The 17,416-nt window shown below is 33.1% G+C and carries 15 protein-coding genes, 1 other RNA gene and 1 pseudogene; 10 read left to right on the top strand and 7 right to left on the bottom strand.

The genetic code is table 11. The features are described from left to right. The first annotated feature begins 88 nt into the window (after positions 1 to 88). Positions 89 to 433 carry an arsenate reductase (glutaredoxin) gene (gene arsC / locus QLS31_RS07260; RefSeq protein WP_282712843.1) on the top strand — a complete coding sequence of 115 codons (345 nt, stop codon included), beginning with the start codon at positions 89 to 91 and terminating at the stop codon, positions 431 to 433. Between the two features lie 106 nt (positions 434 to 539). After that, positions 540 to 3,002, top strand: a complete 2,463-nt coding sequence (locus QLS31_RS07255; protein ID WP_349238931.1) for a TonB-dependent receptor — start codon at positions 540 to 542, stop codon at positions 3,000 to 3,002. Between the two features lie 120 nt (positions 3,003 to 3,122). Here the strand turns inward: QLS31_RS07255 and QLS31_RS07250 are convergent, their stop codons facing one another. After that, positions 3,123 to 3,287 (bottom strand): hypothetical protein, encoded by a 165-nt coding sequence (locus tag QLS31_RS07250; protein WP_099716357.1) that lies wholly within the window; start codon positions 3,285 to 3,287, stop codon positions 3,123 to 3,125. Positions 3,288 to 3,546: 259 nt separating this feature from the next. Here QLS31_RS07250 and fumC point away from each other — a divergent pair, with 259 nt between their 5' ends. After that, positions 3,547 to 4,944: a class II fumarate hydratase gene (gene fumC / locus QLS31_RS07245; protein WP_282743305.1), complete on the top strand. Its 1,398-nt coding sequence runs from the start codon at positions 3,547 to 3,549 to the stop codon at positions 4,942 to 4,944. A gap of 180 nt (positions 4,945 to 5,124) precedes the next feature. Here the strand turns inward: fumC and QLS31_RS07240 are convergent, their stop codons facing one another. After that, on the bottom strand, positions 5,125 to 6,132 hold the full coding sequence (locus QLS31_RS07240) for an LLM class flavin-dependent oxidoreductase (protein WP_282743304.1): 1,008 nt from the start codon (positions 6,130 to 6,132) through the stop codon (positions 5,125 to 5,127). A 172-nt stretch (positions 6,133 to 6,304) separates the two neighbouring features. Beyond that, positions 6,305 to 7,507: an NAD(P)-dependent oxidoreductase gene (locus QLS31_RS07235; protein ID WP_282743303.1), complete on the bottom strand. Its 1,203-nt coding sequence runs from the start codon at positions 7,505 to 7,507 to the stop codon at positions 6,305 to 6,307. 249 nt (positions 7,508 to 7,756) lie between these two features. On the opposite strand from QLS31_RS07235, the gene QLS31_RS07230 reads away from it, so the two are divergent. Then, positions 7,757 to 8,956, top strand: a complete 1,200-nt coding sequence (locus QLS31_RS07230) for a serine hydrolase domain-containing protein (protein WP_282743302.1) — start codon at positions 7,757 to 7,759, stop codon at positions 8,954 to 8,956. A gap of 111 nt (positions 8,957 to 9,067) precedes the next feature. Further along, positions 9,068 to 9,464, top strand: a transfer-messenger RNA (tmRNA) gene (gene ssrA / locus QLS31_RS07225). Positions 9,465 to 9,506: 42 nt separating this feature from the next. Here the strand turns inward: ssrA and QLS31_RS07220 are convergent. The 4 genes from QLS31_RS07220 to QLS31_RS07205 form a co-directional block, all read right to left on the bottom strand. Further along, the gene (locus QLS31_RS07220) at positions 9,507 to 12,392 is read right to left on the bottom strand and encodes a DNA methyltransferase (RefSeq protein WP_282743301.1); all 2,886 of its coding nucleotides are present in this window, start codon (positions 12,390 to 12,392) and stop codon (positions 9,507 to 9,509) included. A gap of 148 nt (positions 12,393 to 12,540) precedes the next feature. After that, positions 12,541 to 13,464: a HipA domain-containing protein gene (locus QLS31_RS07215; protein ID WP_282743300.1), complete on the bottom strand. Its 924-nt coding sequence runs from the start codon at positions 13,462 to 13,464 to the stop codon at positions 12,541 to 12,543. After that, on the bottom strand, positions 13,457 to 13,771 hold the full coding sequence (locus QLS31_RS07210) for a HipA N-terminal domain-containing protein (protein ID WP_282743299.1): 315 nt from the start codon (positions 13,769 to 13,771) through the stop codon (positions 13,457 to 13,459). Before QLS31_RS07210 ends, QLS31_RS07215 begins: the two co-directional genes overlap by 8 nt. Positions 13,772 to 13,773: 2 nt before the next feature. Continuing rightward, complete coding sequence (locus QLS31_RS07205; protein ID WP_282743298.1) at positions 13,774 to 14,013, bottom strand: helix-turn-helix domain-containing protein; 240 nt, start codon at positions 14,011 to 14,013, stop codon at positions 13,774 to 13,776. Positions 14,014 to 14,906: 893 nt separating this feature from the next. Between QLS31_RS07205 and QLS31_RS07200 the strand changes: the two genes are divergently transcribed. The 5 genes and pseudogenes from QLS31_RS07200 to QLS31_RS07180 all read left to right on the top strand — a co-directional run bounded on the left by QLS31_RS07200 (position 14,907) and on the right by QLS31_RS07180 (position 17,158). After that, on the top strand, positions 14,907 to 15,410 hold the full coding sequence (locus QLS31_RS07200) for a hypothetical protein (protein ID WP_282743297.1): 504 nt from the start codon (positions 14,907 to 14,909) through the stop codon (positions 15,408 to 15,410). Positions 15,411 to 15,440: 30 nt separating this feature from the next. Next, complete coding sequence (locus QLS31_RS07195; protein ID WP_282743296.1) at positions 15,441 to 15,899, top strand: hypothetical protein; 459 nt, start codon at positions 15,441 to 15,443, stop codon at positions 15,897 to 15,899. Positions 15,900 to 15,916: 17 nt separating this feature from the next. After that, positions 15,917 to 16,387: pseudogene (locus tag QLS31_RS07190) on the top strand (ATP-binding protein). Continuing rightward, complete coding sequence (locus tag QLS31_RS07185) at positions 16,342 to 16,653, top strand: ATP-binding protein (protein WP_282743295.1); 312 nt, start codon at positions 16,342 to 16,344, stop codon at positions 16,651 to 16,653. Before QLS31_RS07190 ends, QLS31_RS07185 begins: the two are co-directional and overlap by 46 nt. Before the next feature lie 31 nt (positions 16,654 to 16,684). Continuing rightward, positions 16,685 to 17,158, top strand: coding sequence for a hypothetical protein (locus QLS31_RS07180; RefSeq protein WP_282743294.1), 474 nt, complete (start codon positions 16,685 to 16,687; stop codon positions 17,156 to 17,158). The last annotated feature ends 258 nt before the right edge of the window (positions 17,159 to 17,416 follow it).

The following is a 17,416-nucleotide window of genomic DNA, read 5'->3' as shown; positions in this document are numbered from 1 at the left end:
ATACTTAATTAGTTTAGCAAATGCTATTTTTGTTACATCAATACTTATCCTTGAAATACCCATTTATAATAACCCAATAGTATTAACTATGATACAAATATACCATAATTCACGCTGTGGAAAATCCAGAAATTGCCTCGCATTTGTGGAAAACTCAAAAAAAGAGTTTGAAATCATCAATTATTTGACAAACCCACCTTCATTTGAAGAGTTGTCAGCTATTATTCAAAAATTAAACATAAAACCCATTGAATTAGTTCGCCAAAAAGAAAAAATTTGGATAGAAAATTTTAAAGATCAAAAATTGAATGACGAACAAATTATTCAAGCTATGATCTCGCATCCAATTCTAATTGAAAGACCAATTGTAATCGATGGAAACTCGGCTATTATAGGACGTGATTTAGAAAAAGTGGCCTCTTTTATTTTATAAAAACACGGTTGTTTTAATTAACATTTTTTTGTGATTTGTAGTATTAAACCAAATCCTACTTTTGCAATCTAAAGTTTGTAACCAAAGTTTTTAAAAAATGAAAAAAATGAAATCCGTTTTAATTCTTGTTCTCTTTTTTACGACCCTGTTCAGTTTTGCTCAAGCTCCACAAGCTCAACAAGGTCCTGCAGTTCCAAAAATTAAAATAACAGGTAAGGTAATTGAGAAAATAAGTAAACAACCTCTTGAATACGCTACAATTACTTTTTTAATTCCAAACAATCCAAAACCAGTTGCTGGTGGAATTACAAATCCAAATGGGGAATTTGAAATTGAGGTTAAACCGGGTGTTTATGATATAAAAATTGAATTTATATCTTTTAAAATAAACGAAATTAAACAAAAGAACCTTCAAAAAAGTACGAGTTTAGGTTTAATCAGTTTAGATGAAGATGCGAATCAATTGAATGAAGTTGTTATTCGTTCTGAAAAAACAACTGTTGAAATAAAATTAGACAAAAAAGTATACAATGTAGGGAATGACCTTATGGTAAAAGGAGGAACTGTTAGTGATGTTTTAGACAATATCCCTTCTGTTGCTGTTGATGTTGAAGGAAATGTAAGTCTTCGTGGAAATGAAAATGTAAGAGTTCTTATTGATGGAAAGCCTTCAAATGCTATTAATATTGCTGAGGCATTGCGATTAATTCCAGCCGATGCGATTGACAAAGTAGAAGTTATTACCAATCCATCTGCACGATATGATGCCGAAGGTGGTGGAGGTTTGTTAAATATTATCTTGAAAAAAGGTAAAAATCAAGGTTTAAACGGAACTTTTATAGCTTCAACCGGATATCCTGAAACATACGGTTTAAGCGGTACCTTAAACTATAAATCAAAAAACTTTAATCTTTTTACAACTCAAGGATACAATGACCGTAGTAATCCCGGAAATGCATTTACAGATTCAAGATATTTAAATGCTGATAATACAACTCGAAATTATGTAAATGAAACTAGAGAAAACGAAAGAGATAATAAAGGGTATAATGGGAATTTTGGAATGGAATGGTATTTAAGTGAAAGCCTTTCTTGGACCAATACCTTTAACTATAGAAAAAGTAATGGTATCAACGTTGATAACGTTTTCCAAAATAATTATGATTCAGGATTTAATTATGACTATACCCGTAATCGTATCAATTTAGAAAATAGCGACAGTGAAAACGTAGAGTTTGCAACAAACTTCACTAAGAAATTTAAAAAAGACGGTCATAAATTAACCATTGACGGTTCCTTTTCTACTAATGATGACATCAACGATGCGTTAATTACAGACACTGCTACAAATACAAGTGTGATAAAATTTGATAACACTATCAACAATCAAACTCAAAGCAGAAATTTACTTCAAATGGATTATGTTTTACCTATTGGGAAAGGAAGCCAGTTTGAAGCAGGATACCGTGGTGATTTCTCAGAATTACTTACTGATTACAGAGTAGAAAATGATGGAGTAATCAATAACAACTTCACAAATACATTAGAATACAAGGAGAAAGTTAATGCGCTTTACACTCAATATGGTGTAAAAATTAATAAATTTTCAGCCCTTTTCGGATTGCGTTTTGAGGATTCAAATATTGAAATCAATCAATTAGCAACTAATGATTTCAACACTAAAAAGTACAACAACTTTTTTCCAAGTGCTTTCTTCACTTATGAAATATCAGACAAAAGCAGCGCTTCTTTAAGCTATAGCCGAAGAATTCAAAGACCTAGAGGAAGAATGTTGAATCCGTTCAGCAACTTGTCGAGTAACATCAATATTTTTGTTGGAAATCCAGATTTAGATCCTGCGTTTTCAGATGCTATTGATTTTGGTTACATCAAAAGATGGGAAAAATTAACTTTCAATACTTCCTTATATGTAAATAAAACAACAGATGTTTTTCAATTTGCAAGAAGAGAATCAGGAGATTTCGTTAACGGAACACCAATCTTAATCAGTTCTCCTATCAACTTGGCAACTGAATATAGAACAGGATTTGAATTTACATTAAACTATTCTCCATACAAATGGTGGAAATTAAACAGTAACTTCAATTTCTTCAGAAACGAAACGCAAGGAGATTTTACCTATACAGATTTTAACAATAATGAAATTGTACAAAATTTTGATAACGTAGCGACATCTTGGTCAACAAGATTAACTTCAAAAATCACATTGCCATACAAAATCGACTGGCAGACTAATGCAACCTATAATGGTCCACAAAATAATGCACAAGGAAGAAGCTTAGGGATTTTTGCAGCAAACATTGCATTCAGTAAAGACGTATTAAAAGACAAAGGAACACTTTCATTCAACGTAAGTGATGTATTCAATTCCAGAAAAAGAATCATGGAAAGTAATCTTCCAGGAATTGTAAGTTCGTACAGCGAAATGCAATGGAGAGAAAGACAGTTTAGCTTATCGTTCACGTATCGTTTTAACAAACAGAAAAACGAAAGAGAACAACAACCTAAGCGAAATCAAAATGAAAATGAAGGTGATTTTCAAGGATAAAAAAATAAGGACTCGTGAAAACGGGTCCTTTTTCTTTTTAGACAAAAAGTAAAATAGCAGAGTATAAAGCATAAAAAAAAGGGCCCATAAAATGAGTCCTTTTTTTATTTAACAAAAAGTTTAAACTGATTGTTCTTTCTTCGCTTTTCTTTCTTTATATCTTTCCCATAAAGCTCCACCAATCCAATATTGAACGAAACCTACAAGAAAAAACATTAACCAAAATCCTATAGTAAGAATGGTTAAGAAAAGTAAAAAGCCTAAGTACTGTGAAAATTCAAACATGTTTTCCGGAATTTTTGAATGTAGCCACAAATGTAAGTTTAATTCCTTTTCTTACCAATAAAAAAACATAAAAACTACCAATCAATTTTTATAAAAAAGGAATTATCCGTATTTTTGAGCTCAGAATTTGGAGCTGTTTCCCGCTGTTCACTCTAATCTTTTCTTTTTGGCAGCAAAAAGAAAAGGATTTCTCCCGAAGCTTCGGGATCATCGGGGCTAAAACGTATTAAACGACATAATTATTTTTAAATAACAAGAAATGAAATTCAGAATAGAAAAAGACACCATGGGTGAAGTGCAGGTTCCAGCTGATAAATATTGGGGCGCACAAACAGAACGTTCAAGAAACAACTTCAAAATAGGTCCATCGGCTTCTATGCCAAAAGAAATTATTGAAGGTTTTGCTTATCTTAAAAAAGCAGCGGCTTATGCCAATTGTGATTTAGGTGTTTTGCCAATCGAAAAACGCGATGCCATTGGTGCTGTTTGTGATGAAATTCTAGCTGGAAAATTAGATAACGAATTCCCATTGGTGATTTGGCAAACGGGTTCAGGTACACAAAGTAACATGAACGTAAACGAAGTAGTTGCAAATCGTGCGCAAGTATTAAAAGGATTCAATATTGGCGAAGGCGAACAATTCATTAAAGCCAATGACGATGTGAATAAATCACAATCTTCAAATGACACTTTCCCTACAGGAATGCACATTGCAGCGTATAAAGCAGTTGTAGAAGTTACGATTCCCGGTGTTGAAAAATTAAGAGATACACTTCATGCCAAAGCGGTTGAATTCAATAATGTGGTTAAAATAGGTCGTACGCATTTAATGGATGCTACGCCACTTACATTAGGACAGGAAATTTCAGGATATGTAGCGCAATTGAACTACGGTTTGAAAGCGGTTAAAAATACTTTGGCACACTTATCAGAAGTAGCTTTAGGAGGAACTGCAGTAGGAACAGGATTAAATACTCCAGAAGGATATGACGTAAAAGTAGCAGAATATATTGCTGAATTTACAGGACATCCGTTCGTAACTGCCGAAAACAAATTTGAAGCCTTGGCTGCACACGATGCTATCGTAGAAACACACGGTGCGTTAAAACAACTGGCGGTTTCATTGAATAAAATTGCCAATGATGTGCGTATGCTAGCTTCTGGACCACGTTCAGGAATTGGAGAAATCCTTATTCCGGAAAATGAGCCAGGATCTTCAATTATGCCAGGAAAAGTAAACCCAACACAGTGTGAAGCATTGACTATGGTTTGTGCACAAGTTATGGGGAATGATGTTGCAATCTCTGTTGGTGGAATGCAAGGTCATTATGAATTGAATGTTTTCAAACCATTGATGGCTGCAAACTTCTTACAATCAGCTAGATTACTTGGTGATTCTTGTCTATCTTTTGACGAACATTGCGCACAAGGTATTGAACCTAACTACAAACGTATCAAAGAATTGGTTGACAATTCATTGATGTTAGTTACGGCTTTGAATACTAAAATTGGGTACTACAAATCAGCTGAAATTGCTCAAACTGCACACAGAAACGGGACAACGCTTAAAGAAGAAGCGGTTCGTTTAGGATATGTAACTCCTGAAGATTTTGATGCTTGGGTTAAACCGGAAGATATGGTTGGAAGCCTTAAATAATCAATGATGAATTGTTAATTATTAATGAGTTATAAATTAAAAAACCCTGCAATGTAAGTTGTAGGGTTTTTAATTTAATCTATTTTAAATAATTGAGCTTCTTAGATGAACTTACATGACTTATATGGTTTAAATTCATCAAAAAATAAGTTAATTTTAGTTTAAAAAACATCCGAAATTCTATTTCTTATTAATTGAATCCATTACTTCCTTCATGATTCGAATGCTTTTCAATTTATCTTCATGATTAAAAATCGGACTCGTAATCATCAATTCATCAATTTGCGTATATTCAATAAATTGCTTCAATTCGGTAACTAATTTTTCTTTGCTTCCTACAAACGAACAAGCAGTCATTTGGTTTACATGAAAATGTTCTTCTTCACGCATAATTCCATCGAGCGAATCAACTGGCGGTTGTAAAGGCTTTCTATCATTCCGAATCAAATTAAGAAACATTTGAGTTAAACTCGTGGATAATTTTTCCGCTTCTTCATCTGTATCTGCAGCTATTGCGTTTACACAAGCCATTGTTTTGGGTTGGTCTAAATATTTTGAAGGCTCAAAGTTATCTCGGTAAAATTGAAATGCCTGATACATTTGTTTTGGCGCAAAATGTCCTGCAAAGGCATACGGTAATCCATTGGCAGCAGCCAAAGCAGCACTATCCATACTGGAACCTAAAATCCAAATGGGAACATTAGTTCCTTCTGCAGGAAAAGCACGCACTTTTGCAGTAGCATTATCCTCTGAGAAAAATTCCTGTAGTGCGGCAACATTTTGAGGAAATCGCTGCGATTGTTCGAAGAAATCTTTCCGAATCGCTTGTGCGGTTAAACCATCCGTTCCTGGTGCTCTTCCTAATCCTAAATCAATCCGATTGGGATATAGTGTTTCAAGTGTACCAAATTGTTCCGCAATAATTAACGGGGCATGATTGGGCAACATAATACCACCGGAACCTACACGGATATTCTGGGTTTGACTGGCAATATAACCAATCAAAACTACCGTAGCAGTACTCGCTACGTGCGCCATATTATGATGTTCGGCTAACCAAAAACGGTTGTAATCTAAACTGTCAACCAGTTGTGCCAGTGCTTTTGTTTTTTGTAATGTTTCGCTTGCATTGCTATTTTCGGTAATTATCGCTAATTCAAGTAGGGAAATTGGAATATTTTTAGTCATTATAAATTTCAGATTTTGAACAAAATTAGGCAATTACACAAACTCATTAAATTTTAAGGTGTTAATTGATTTATAATATTTTAAAAAGAAGCAATTTTTTAACCAAGAAAATTTCCATAAAAAAACCTGCAACTTTACATTGCAGGTCTATCTATTTTTAAAGAAACTGTATTTATTTCCCGTCGACATAATCTTGTAAATAACTAAATCTTGGAGTCAGTTTTCCGTTTTCAGTAATTTTGGCTCTTTGTAAGATTCCATCTTTATCTCCATTGAAAAATGCAGGAATTACATGCTCCATAAACATTTCTCCAAATCCTTCACTGGCATCTTTTGGCAATTCACAAGGCAAATTATCTACTGCCATCACCACAATTGCAGCCGGATGAAAAACATCAACTTCCTTATCTTCACTTGGTAAATATCCGTATAATGGTTCCGCAATTGTTGATGATCTGAGCGTGCAGGCTATTGGACCATTAACATCACAGGAAACATCGGCAACAATCTTAATTTTACAATCATTAGACTGAAGAATTTCACGGGTCAGAATTACTGGAGCTTCATTGGCATGAAAATGTCCTGTAATATAAATATCCGAGACTTTAGTAAATCGTTCAAAATCAGAAACGTATTCTTGTGGATTATCATAAAAATCTGTGAAATCCAACACTTGTCCGTCTTTACGTTTGTTGTATTCTAATACATCAATCTGAGTATAAACGGGTTGTGTATAGTTCTTTGTTAAATAATTTTCAACTGAAACTTCTTTTATTTTTATGGCGTCCAAAATCTCTTTTGCCCCATTCCCTACTTTTCCTGTACCAGTAACCACAAATTTTAATGGAGGTAAAACCAATCGTTTTAAATGTGCGATTAAGGCTTCTTTACCGGAAAGTGTTTCCGCTTTTGGCAATTTAAACAATTCGAATTTTATTCCAAAAGCTCTTATACTATTATACGCACCCACAATTCCAGCATAACGTCCAAAACCAATTAACCTGTGATTATGAGAATTTACAATGGTTTCATGATCGTATAAATCAATGTTTTTTTCTAAAACGGCTTGTAATAATTTTCTATTGTAAGGTTGCTTTTTTATGGTATGCGAAAAAAAGAAATATGCTTTATTAGGAATCAAATTTTCTACCGGAACTTCTTTTACCCCAAATAAAACATCACAATCACTAATATCATTGGTTACTTCAATTCCTAAATTTTTATATTGTTCATCCGTAAAAACCCGAATATCGGAACTTTCTACTTTTATAGAAGCACCTTGATACAGTTGTTTTAATCTGGCCAATTCATCAGGTGAGAAAATAACTCTTCTGTCAGGCGGGTTTTTTCTTTCTTTTAAAATTCCGAATTTCATATTTTTTTATGCTTTTGATTTGTTTTTATTATAACTTTATTTGGTTTATTTGTTACAAATATAACAATTTAAACGAAATTCAATTTATTTTTTTCATAAAAAAAAACAGCAAGAAACTACTATAAGCTGAGACCCAAAATAATACAAAAATGGTGTTCTCTTGTACTGATAAAATAGTGTTAAGGTTTCATAAAAAACCTCATCAAAGCGCATTGTTTCTATTATATTTGCCCTTCAAGCCCTACTGAAATGAATTTTATAAAAAAAACAAATATACTACATATATTCCTCCTCTTTTTGGTTTTAAGTTCTTGCAATAAAGAGAAAAAGAAAATAGAATTAAATGATGCGCAACTCCCAAAGAGTACATTACCTAAGATGAAGCCGTTACGCGAACCGGAGACAAAACTAACTGCCCAATACATTAATTCAAAAAAAATATCCATTGACTCTTTTTATAAAAAAAACTGGCCCAACAATAGTGCAAACGGAAGTTTTCTGGTTGCTAAAAATGGTCAAATTATTTATGAAAAATATGAAGGTTACTCCAATTTTAGAGATAAAACATTAATTACTAAATCTACTCCGCTCCACATAGCATCTGTGAGTAAAGTAATTACGGCAACGGCTATTTTAAAACTAATAAATGCAAAAAGACTTGACTTAGATCAAAAGGTGAATACTATCTTGAAAGAGTTTCCGTATCCTGATGTTACGATACAAACATTGTTGAATCACAGAAGTGGTATGCGTAATTATGCTTATTTTACGGATCGTGATAAAACCATCTGGGATAGACACAACATACTTACCAATCAAGATATCCTGACTATCATGGCAACAAAGGATATTGGCTTAGAATTCAAAACAGACACTCGTTTTAGTTATTGCAATACTAATTATGCCATGTTGGCATTAATAATTGAAAAAATCACAAAACTTCCTTACAAAGATGCCATGAAACAAATCATTTTTGAACCATTAGGCATGAAAAACACCTATGTTTTTGATTATGAAAGAGATAAAGACACCGCTATTACTTCTTACAAAGGTAATAAAGTCGAAATTGGGAAAGACTATTTAGATGCGATTTATGGTGATAAGAATATCTACTCCACACCTCGTGATTTATTAAAATTTGACAGAGCCAGAAATTGTTCAGCTTTCCTAAAACCAAAGTTGCTAAGTCTAGTATATAAAGGATATAGCAATGAACGCAAAGGGACAAAAAACTATGGCCTTGGTATCAGAATGATCAATTGGGAGACAGGTCAAAACTTTTATTTTCATAATGGTTGGTGGCATGGCAATACCTCATCATACATTACCTTGAAAAAAGAAAGTGTTACCATTATTGCGTTATCCAATAAGTTTACCCGAAAAACATACGATGTAAGGAAGTTAGCAGTTTTATTTGGAGACTATCCGTTTAAATTAAGTGATGAATAGCATTTAGGAATGATTTTTGAAATAGAGTTAGAAGTTTAGCAGTACTAATTCAAGTTTAAAAGTGTACATTTGCAAACTCAAAATTTAAATTTTGGATTTTGAAATAAAAAAGGGGTCGACTGGTTTTGACAGCAAGTCGAATTGAGAAGTAAGCACGTCGAGAACTGGGACAATTCTCGTTAATAAAAGGTTTCAAAACACATACACGGCGAAGGAAACTACGCTCTTGCTGCATAATCTGAATCATAGTAAGATTAGCCTCGTCCCTATCAGATAGGGAAGCAGGATTTACCTCGAAAGCTTTGGTTTATAGCGGTCGATAAAGGTGAATCGTAAATTTAAACCTAGATTTCCATAAGCTTCGGGTGGATTTCGAAATTAAGAAGATAAGTATTGTGTGGCTGTTTCTGGCCTAGCACACTATCGAAAACCTAATCAGGAAATAAGCGCGTAGAAAGCTTTTTAGTTGCTTGTTTGGACCCGGGTTCGATTCCCGGCGACTCCACAAAAAACCCTGTAAATAATTGATTTACAGGGTTTTTTATTTGTTTTAATTTTTAATTTTCGTCGCTTTCTTTTCTTTCACAAACAACCCAGCCGTATATTTCTCATACAACTCAAACAGAAACTCCATACGCTTGGCTTCACTGCTAAAAGTTTGCTTACTATAAGCAGCATCAACTGCTTTATCCAATTCATTATGCGCTTTTACCAATATAGGCGGCATGGTCAACGGACTGTACAAATCTGCCAAGGAACTCGCAGGGAATAATGCTCGAACATCTAAAACGTTTTGGGCTTTTTCTTCAATATTTTTTATTTGCTTTTCACTTGGATTTTCTGGCCAAGGATAGTTGTTGTATACAATACTTGAAGAATATCGGTAATCACTTTTAAGTCTTCCACATACAAACTTAACCCAAGCCATATGCATAATAGAAGTTAATATTCCAAAATGAAATAAATTTGCATTCGGAATTATATAAAGTTGATTAGAAGGAATTGTCGTAGGATTTAAAAACCCTATTGGAATATACTTTCTATTTTCTGAAGAAACAGTCGGAAAGGCTAAGTAATTACTTTTTGGTTGTCTTATTTCTGCAAAAACTGTTGGGGTTTCAGAAAGTCTCTTTGTTGTAACTCTATCGCTATTTGACCTCCAATATTTAACTGCATTAATTCTTTCAATTATCAAATAATTCTTTTTTAAATCACTAGGATCAACATCTAATAACCATAAACAATATCTTTTTTCTGAGTGTAATAACTCTCTTCCACCAATAAATGGTCGAATTAAGTTTTCAGAATCTTTATTGATTTTTATAATACTTTCTTTTTCATCCTCTGACAAAGTATAATTTCCATCATCTAAAGCAAAACTTCCATAATTTATTTCGGGAACATTACAAATAGGGTTTCTTCTACTGCTAATAAACATATCTTTCCCTTCAACTAAATACGGATTAATATTTTTAGCTTTTATTTCGTGAGCTTCTCCTTTTATATTTTCATATTCAAATAATCTCTTAATTGGAACATCAAAATTTGCAAATCCAACTATTACACAATGCACTGCTGCATTACCTTTCGCTTCATTACTCCAACTAAATGTTTGATGTGCAAAATGTATTTTAATTCCATAATGATTAAATAATAAATTCCATAATATATTAACTTGTTCTCCTTGTGAAATTGAATTAGTAGAAACAAAGGCAACCTTAGTTTTTGTGTTTTTTATTAATTGAGCAGCTTTTACATACCAGCAAGCAACGTAGTCCAATAAACCAAAACCTTTAATTCCTTTAAAAATGAGTTCAACATCACTTTTTTGTACACTGTTTTGTTCCTTCTTTCCAATAAAAGGTGGATTACCAATTATATAATCACATTTACTATTTTGGTTTTGATTATTTTGAATCGAATGAATTGGATTAATGTTCACTTTTTTAGAGTAAATATTTAGCACATCATAGTTTTCAGCAGGTTCATTCACTTCAAATATGTTAGTAACACTAGCATTTATATCAATACTCGTATTCTTTTTAAGATTATTCCAATCTAATCTCAATGCATTTCCATGAACAATTTTGGCTGATTTTTTCAATGGCAAACGCGCAAAGTATTGTCCAAATTCATTGCTAATCATCATATTCATTTGGTGATCCATCAACCACATCGCTACTTCGGCAATACGTGCGGGAAATTCTTCATACTCGATTCCGCACATCATATCCACATCGAGCCACATAATCTCCCGAATATCCAAAACACCTTGTCCAGATTTGTAAGTTGCCCGTAATACTTCTAGCTCCAACAACCGCAATTCACGGTAGGTAATAACAAGGAAGTTACCACAACCACAGGCGGGATCTAAAAATTTTAATTGGCTGATTTTTTTATGAAATTCAGGTAATTTGTTTTTGTTTCCTTTTATACTTTCAAATTCTGTCCAAAGTTCGTCTAAAAACAAAGGCTTAATGAGTTTCAAGATGTTGCTTTCACTGGTGTAATGCGCTCCTAAGTTTCTACGTTCTTTAGGGTTCATTACACTTTGAAACATCGAACCAAAAATAGCGGGCGAAATTTTACTCCAATCGATATAACAACAATCTAATAATGCCAATCGCATTTTAGTGTCAAAACTGGCAGAAGGCAATACTTCTTCAAACAGCTTCCCATTTACATACGGGAAATCATTTAATTGCTCGTCCAGATTTTTAAAGCGTTTTTCTTTGGGTGTATTCAACACTTGAAACAGTTCTTGAATTTTTCCTGCTAAATCGCTACCATCATCGGCAGTTCTATTTTCTATGAAATCTTGAAATTGTTGCTTGTCAAAAATGGTAGTATCCTCTGCAAACAAGCAGAATAATATTCGAACCAAATAAACCTCAAGCGGGTGTCCTTCATAACCAATTTCTTCCAAGCGGTCATGCAGTTTTCCCATCAATTCTGCCGCTTTTATATTGGCAGGGTCTTGTTCTTTGTATGTTTTCTTTTGGTAACCCAACAAATAGCCAAAACTTTGGACATTTTGGACTAAGTCATTTAAAGTAAATTCTACTGTAGTTTGTTCTTCTGTATCGTACAATCTAAAATAATAGAAGTCACATACTAAAACGTATTTGGGTAATTCGTTTTGTTTTAATCCATGGGTATAATCAATGGCTTGCTGAAAAGCTTTATTCAGGTTTTTGCCCCGGCTTTTCATTTCAACAAGTATCGTTCCTTTCCAGAGTAAGTCAATGTAACCATCCGCATCAGAAAGTTTTTTTACTCTATGTTCAAAGGTTCCAATCTTTTTTCGGCTAATACCAAAGACATCAAAAAAGGCATCTAAGAAGGGTTTGGCATCTGCTTCTTCGTTGGTAGTATTTTCCCATTCTTTAGAAAATCGTAATGCTCGGTCTTTTATTTCATTCCAGCTTAAAGCCATAGTACGTATTGCAATTTGTTAATTATCAAACCTACCAAATATAAATGATTTTAACACGATTATTTATACGTAGATATACCTGATTATTAACAAATTTAGATACTTAATCCTTTATAATTTTACGGAAAACCGTAAAACTATAAAGGATTTAAAATCTCTTCATCCTATTATCCAATACCTTGAGATACTTCTCTTTCATAGTATCAGACAAAAAAGACACTTCTACAAGTTCAATCCATTTAGACAGGCTTTTATTCATATCAGATAAAATAGTGGTAACCGTTTTATCATTAAGTCCTAAACGTTCTTTTGCGTAATACTCTATTAATTCCGTTGATTTGAAATTGCTCTTTTTACCTTTGAGAGATAGCGCTAATTCTTCCTGCGGATTTTTAATAGAAATGGAAGAATTTAAAAAGTCGTAAACTGGAGTCAATGTTGTTTTTCCCGCTTTTGTAATTACTGAAAAGTTCTTTAAATGCATATCTTCATTACCCGTTATGAAACAGAATAAAACTCGTTTAAAAAAATCTGCTTTCTCTATAGCAGGAAAAGTGCAGTATTCGTCAATTACTTTGACTAACTTTTCCATAGTATAATCATACTTGGTATCTCTTGAGCTTCCTGTCAGTTGTGCAAAATCTTCCGTAGCGTATTTTTTTCCTTTGCTGTATCTGTCAAATCGTTTGATAAAATAAGAAAGACTCCCATCTTTTGAATAAACCAATCCATGAAGAGGCACATCAAGCCCATACACTTTTGCCATCTTCATAGTTACATCTTCATTTTCTGGTAATTCAGGAAAGATGTCATTTTGAGGTTTTATAATATAATTACCAAACTGATCTACAATTTCAAATTGTTGATTTGCCACTGAAATAACAGCACTTAATTTAGGTTGAACTCCTTGAATGGACAACTTTTTGGCACGATTTGCCGCTTCTTGCCTTTGTTCAGCGGCAGTAAATGGTAAATCATGTAATGTAGTAAGTTTAGGAGCAATCATTCGAAGTCCCTTTTCACTATATTTTTCAGTGCCACATAGTTCGTAAGTTATTGGACATCTATTCATCTTTCCATTCTTTTACCGTTACTGCTCCTACCAAATCATTTCCTGTTGCAATTAGTTGTGCGAAATAATCATTTTTGTCAATTTTACCGATTTTTAAAAGCCCTTCCAGCATAATCCCTTCTGGCAATAATCCTTCAAAAAAAGAAGGGAATTTGGCAAATGAATATGTTTTAGTATTCAATGGCATTGTCAATGATACGGGTTCGTTCTCATACTTGTCATCATAAATAAATTCATACCCTCCAGTAGTATTTTCACTCAATATTCCTGCTCTTTTGTTGTGAACAAATATGATTGCTTTTTTCATAATTATTTATTGATTGGGCTTTTAAACTGAACTTCAATATTTAGTACTTTTAGAACAGCTAAAAGATTATTCCAACTAACTGTTTCTTTATTTTTCTCAATATCAAAAATGGTAGTCTTCCCTACTCCTGACAGATTAGCCAGTTCTAATTGTGTCAATCCTGCTTGCTTACGATGCTCTTTTATGAAGAGACCTAAATTAAAATCATTCATTTTTACCGCTTTAACAGTAAAAATAAACAAATTTTATGTAAATCACAAGTAATTAAACTAAAACCACATATTTTTACTGCTATAGCAGTAATTTTTATATAAATAACAATAAAGAGACCTAAATAAGGAGGACAAAAAGCTATTTTACCGCTATAGCGGTAATTTTAAGAAATCTATTTTCTATTACTTTTTCCTTTAAGTTCTATGAAATTAAATGCATGGAATAATCTATCATAATTTCTGTGTCCATATTGGAAAAACCGGTCAAATTGACCACCCTATTCCAGTTCAAATTGACCACCTGATTTTGGGGTAAAATTGAACATTAAAAACTACTGACTTTTTCATGTTGTAAGCACCATACATTCGTTAAAAAATACGGATTATGGCAAACAAAATAACAGACATGAGTAAAATTAGAAAAGCAATTAAATTCTACTGTAACGGGAAAAGTAAGTTATTCACAAGTAAGTACTTATCTCTTTCTAGAAATACAGTAAAGAAGTATATTTCTTTATTTGAAGTGCTAGGATTAAGTTTTGAAGTAATTAACGAAAAAAACAGATGCCGAGTTAGAACTTTTGTTTTCACACACTACAGTGGAATCCATTAGCCCCAAATTGCAGAAACTTCATGATTTTTTTCCTAAAATGGAAGGGAACTAAAAAAAGTTGGAGTTACCGTACAACATATGTGGGAGCAATATATTGCTGTAAACCCTGATGGCTATAGGAGCTCACAATTTGGCCATCATTACAAAACATGGGGTAAACGAGTCAATCCAGTGATGCAAATGAATCACAAAGCGGGTGATAAAATGGATGTGGATTATGCTGGAAAAACACTCTCGTTCATTGATAAAGACACGGGAGAAATCAAAGAAGTACAGTTTTTTGTAGCCATACACCTATGCCGAAGCTTCAATGAGCCAGCAAAAAGAAGATTTTGTTACTTCGGTAGAAAATGCTATGCGTTTTTTTGAAGGCACTCCTGCGGCAATTGTCCCCGATAATTTAAAATCGGCAGTAATAAAAAGCAGTCGTTTTGAACCTACTATCAATGAAACTTTAGCTGATTTAGCCGAGCATTACCAAACTACAATTTTGCCTGCTAGGGCTTATAAACCAAGAGATAAGACATTGGTTGAAGGAGCTGTCAAGATATTGTACCGAAGGATTTATGTAAATCTAAAAGAAACTAAATTCTTTTCTCTGGAAGAATTAAACCAGCAGATATGGGATATATTAGATGCTCATAATAGTCGAAAACTCAAAGGACGTCCTTACTATCGTGTAGAATTATTTTTAGAAGATGAGCAACAAAAACTCCGCTCACTACCACAAGAACGCTTTGAAATTAAATACCAATCCTTTGCAACAGTCATGCAAAACGGACATGTTCAATTAAGTCAAGACAAAAATTATTAAAGTGTTCCGTATCAATATATAAAGAAAAAAGTGAAACTATTGTATACCAAATCAACTGTAGAGATATACTATAAATACAATCGAATAGCTATTCATCCAAGGAATTACAAACCTTATATCTATACCACAATCCCAGAGCATTTAGCCAGTACACATCAATTTGTAGCCCAGTGGAGTCTTGTTCGATTTATTGATTGGGCAAGTAGCATTGATGAGTCAGTAGCAGAATATATGATGCAGATCATCGAAAGCAGAAACCATACTGAACAGGCTTATAAGAGTTGTTTAGGAATACAGGGCTTCGAGAAAAAGGTAGGGAAAGAGCGATTAATAAATGCCTGCAGGCGGGCATTTGATTATAAGATTTACAATTTTAAGACCATTCAAAATATTTTAGAAAACAACTTAGACCATATTGATTTTGAACAAGAACCCCAGCAAGAACTCCCTATTCACGGTAACATCAGAGGAAAACAGTATTATAATTAAATTAAAGTCCAATAATCATGAATGAATCCACAGTAATAAAAATGAAACAAATGAAGCTTTATGGCATGCATAATGCTTTTAAAACGACTATTGAAAGCGGAAAAACAGACCATTACACACTCGATGAGTTTGTATCGATGCTTATTGATGCCGAATGGGATGAAAGGCACAATCGGCGTATTGCACGCAGTATCGCCAATGCCCGATTCCATTACAAATCAAACATTTAAACTATCAATTTTGACCAAAACCGTAATCTGGACCGAAACACTGTACTGCGACTGGCAGAATGTGAATTTGTAGAAAAAAATGAAAACATTTTAATCACAGAAAGTACAGGTGTAGGCAAAAGTTATTTGGGTACTGCATTGGGTTACCAAGCCTGCATACAAGGTTTTAAAGTAAGTTATTTTAATACTTCGAAGTTGTTTGCTAAATTAAAATGGCCAAAGCAGATGGTTCTTATCTGCGAGAATTGGCCAAAATAGAAAGGCAAGATGTCATTATATTGGACGATTTTGGACTCCAAGCATTAAATAGTCATAACCGAATTACTCTTTTAGAGATCATTGAAGACAGGCATAATAATGGTTCTATAATTGTAACATCACAAATCCCAGTGCAAGGTTGGTACAATATCATTGGGGAAAAAACAATAGTTGATGCCATTTTGGATAGACTCATACATCAATCCCATCGACTCGAATTACATGGAGAATCTATGAGAAAAAAAAGAGGGATAAACAAAGGCTAATATTTAAGTATATTTGAATACTAATTAACAGATGAAAAAAGTAGTTTTTAATGAAAAATGGAGGTGTCATTTTGCTCCGGAATCAGGTGCTGACTTTAAATTGGAATTGGGTGGTCAATATCACTGGAATTTGCACTTAATGGTACATTATAAAAAAATGAATTTTGAACGTTTACCAAAAGATTATTTTTTATTTGGGAGCTTTAGAAAACCAGGTAAAGGCAATATTGGAAAACACAAAGATTTCATCCCTGGTCCTACTCACATAAATAGAGATACAGCGACAAAACGATGGGAAAAAATTGTAAAGAAAGGTTTGGGAATACAAATGAATATGTATGCCCTAAAACATCACGGAGCAAATATGAAGATATTAGCTGGCTTAGAATTAGATAGTTTAAGAGAGTTATATGGCAATACGTCAAAATTAATGACGGAAAAATATGCAAAAGTGGTAAAAGAAGTACATCGAAAAAACATATTAGAAAATTCGCCTGAGTTTTAAAGGAAAAAAATCAAACATTAATTATTAAGATTATATCTTTTTTAAACAAGTGATTTAAAATAGAGAATTTTTTGTGGTAGTATCCCATAAAGTGTGTAAGTAAAAAAAGTATTAGGGTTTGCATAAACCCTAATACTTTTTTTTGATTGTCCGCAATTACCCATAATTAAATAAAAGGCTTATATTTGATAAAAAAAGAGCGATGAATCTATTCAATTTTACAGCAAATTTTGGGAGTGAAGAGTCTTGTAGACTTCA

The sequence above is a fragment of the Flavobacterium sp. XS2P24 genome (assembly GCF_030010285.1).
Classification (GTDB): Bacteria; Bacteroidota; Bacteroidia; order Flavobacteriales; family Flavobacteriaceae; genus Flavobacterium; species Flavobacterium algoritolerans.
Note: the sequence above shows the minus strand (reverse complement) of the source record. Positions and strands in the feature narration are given on the sequence as shown.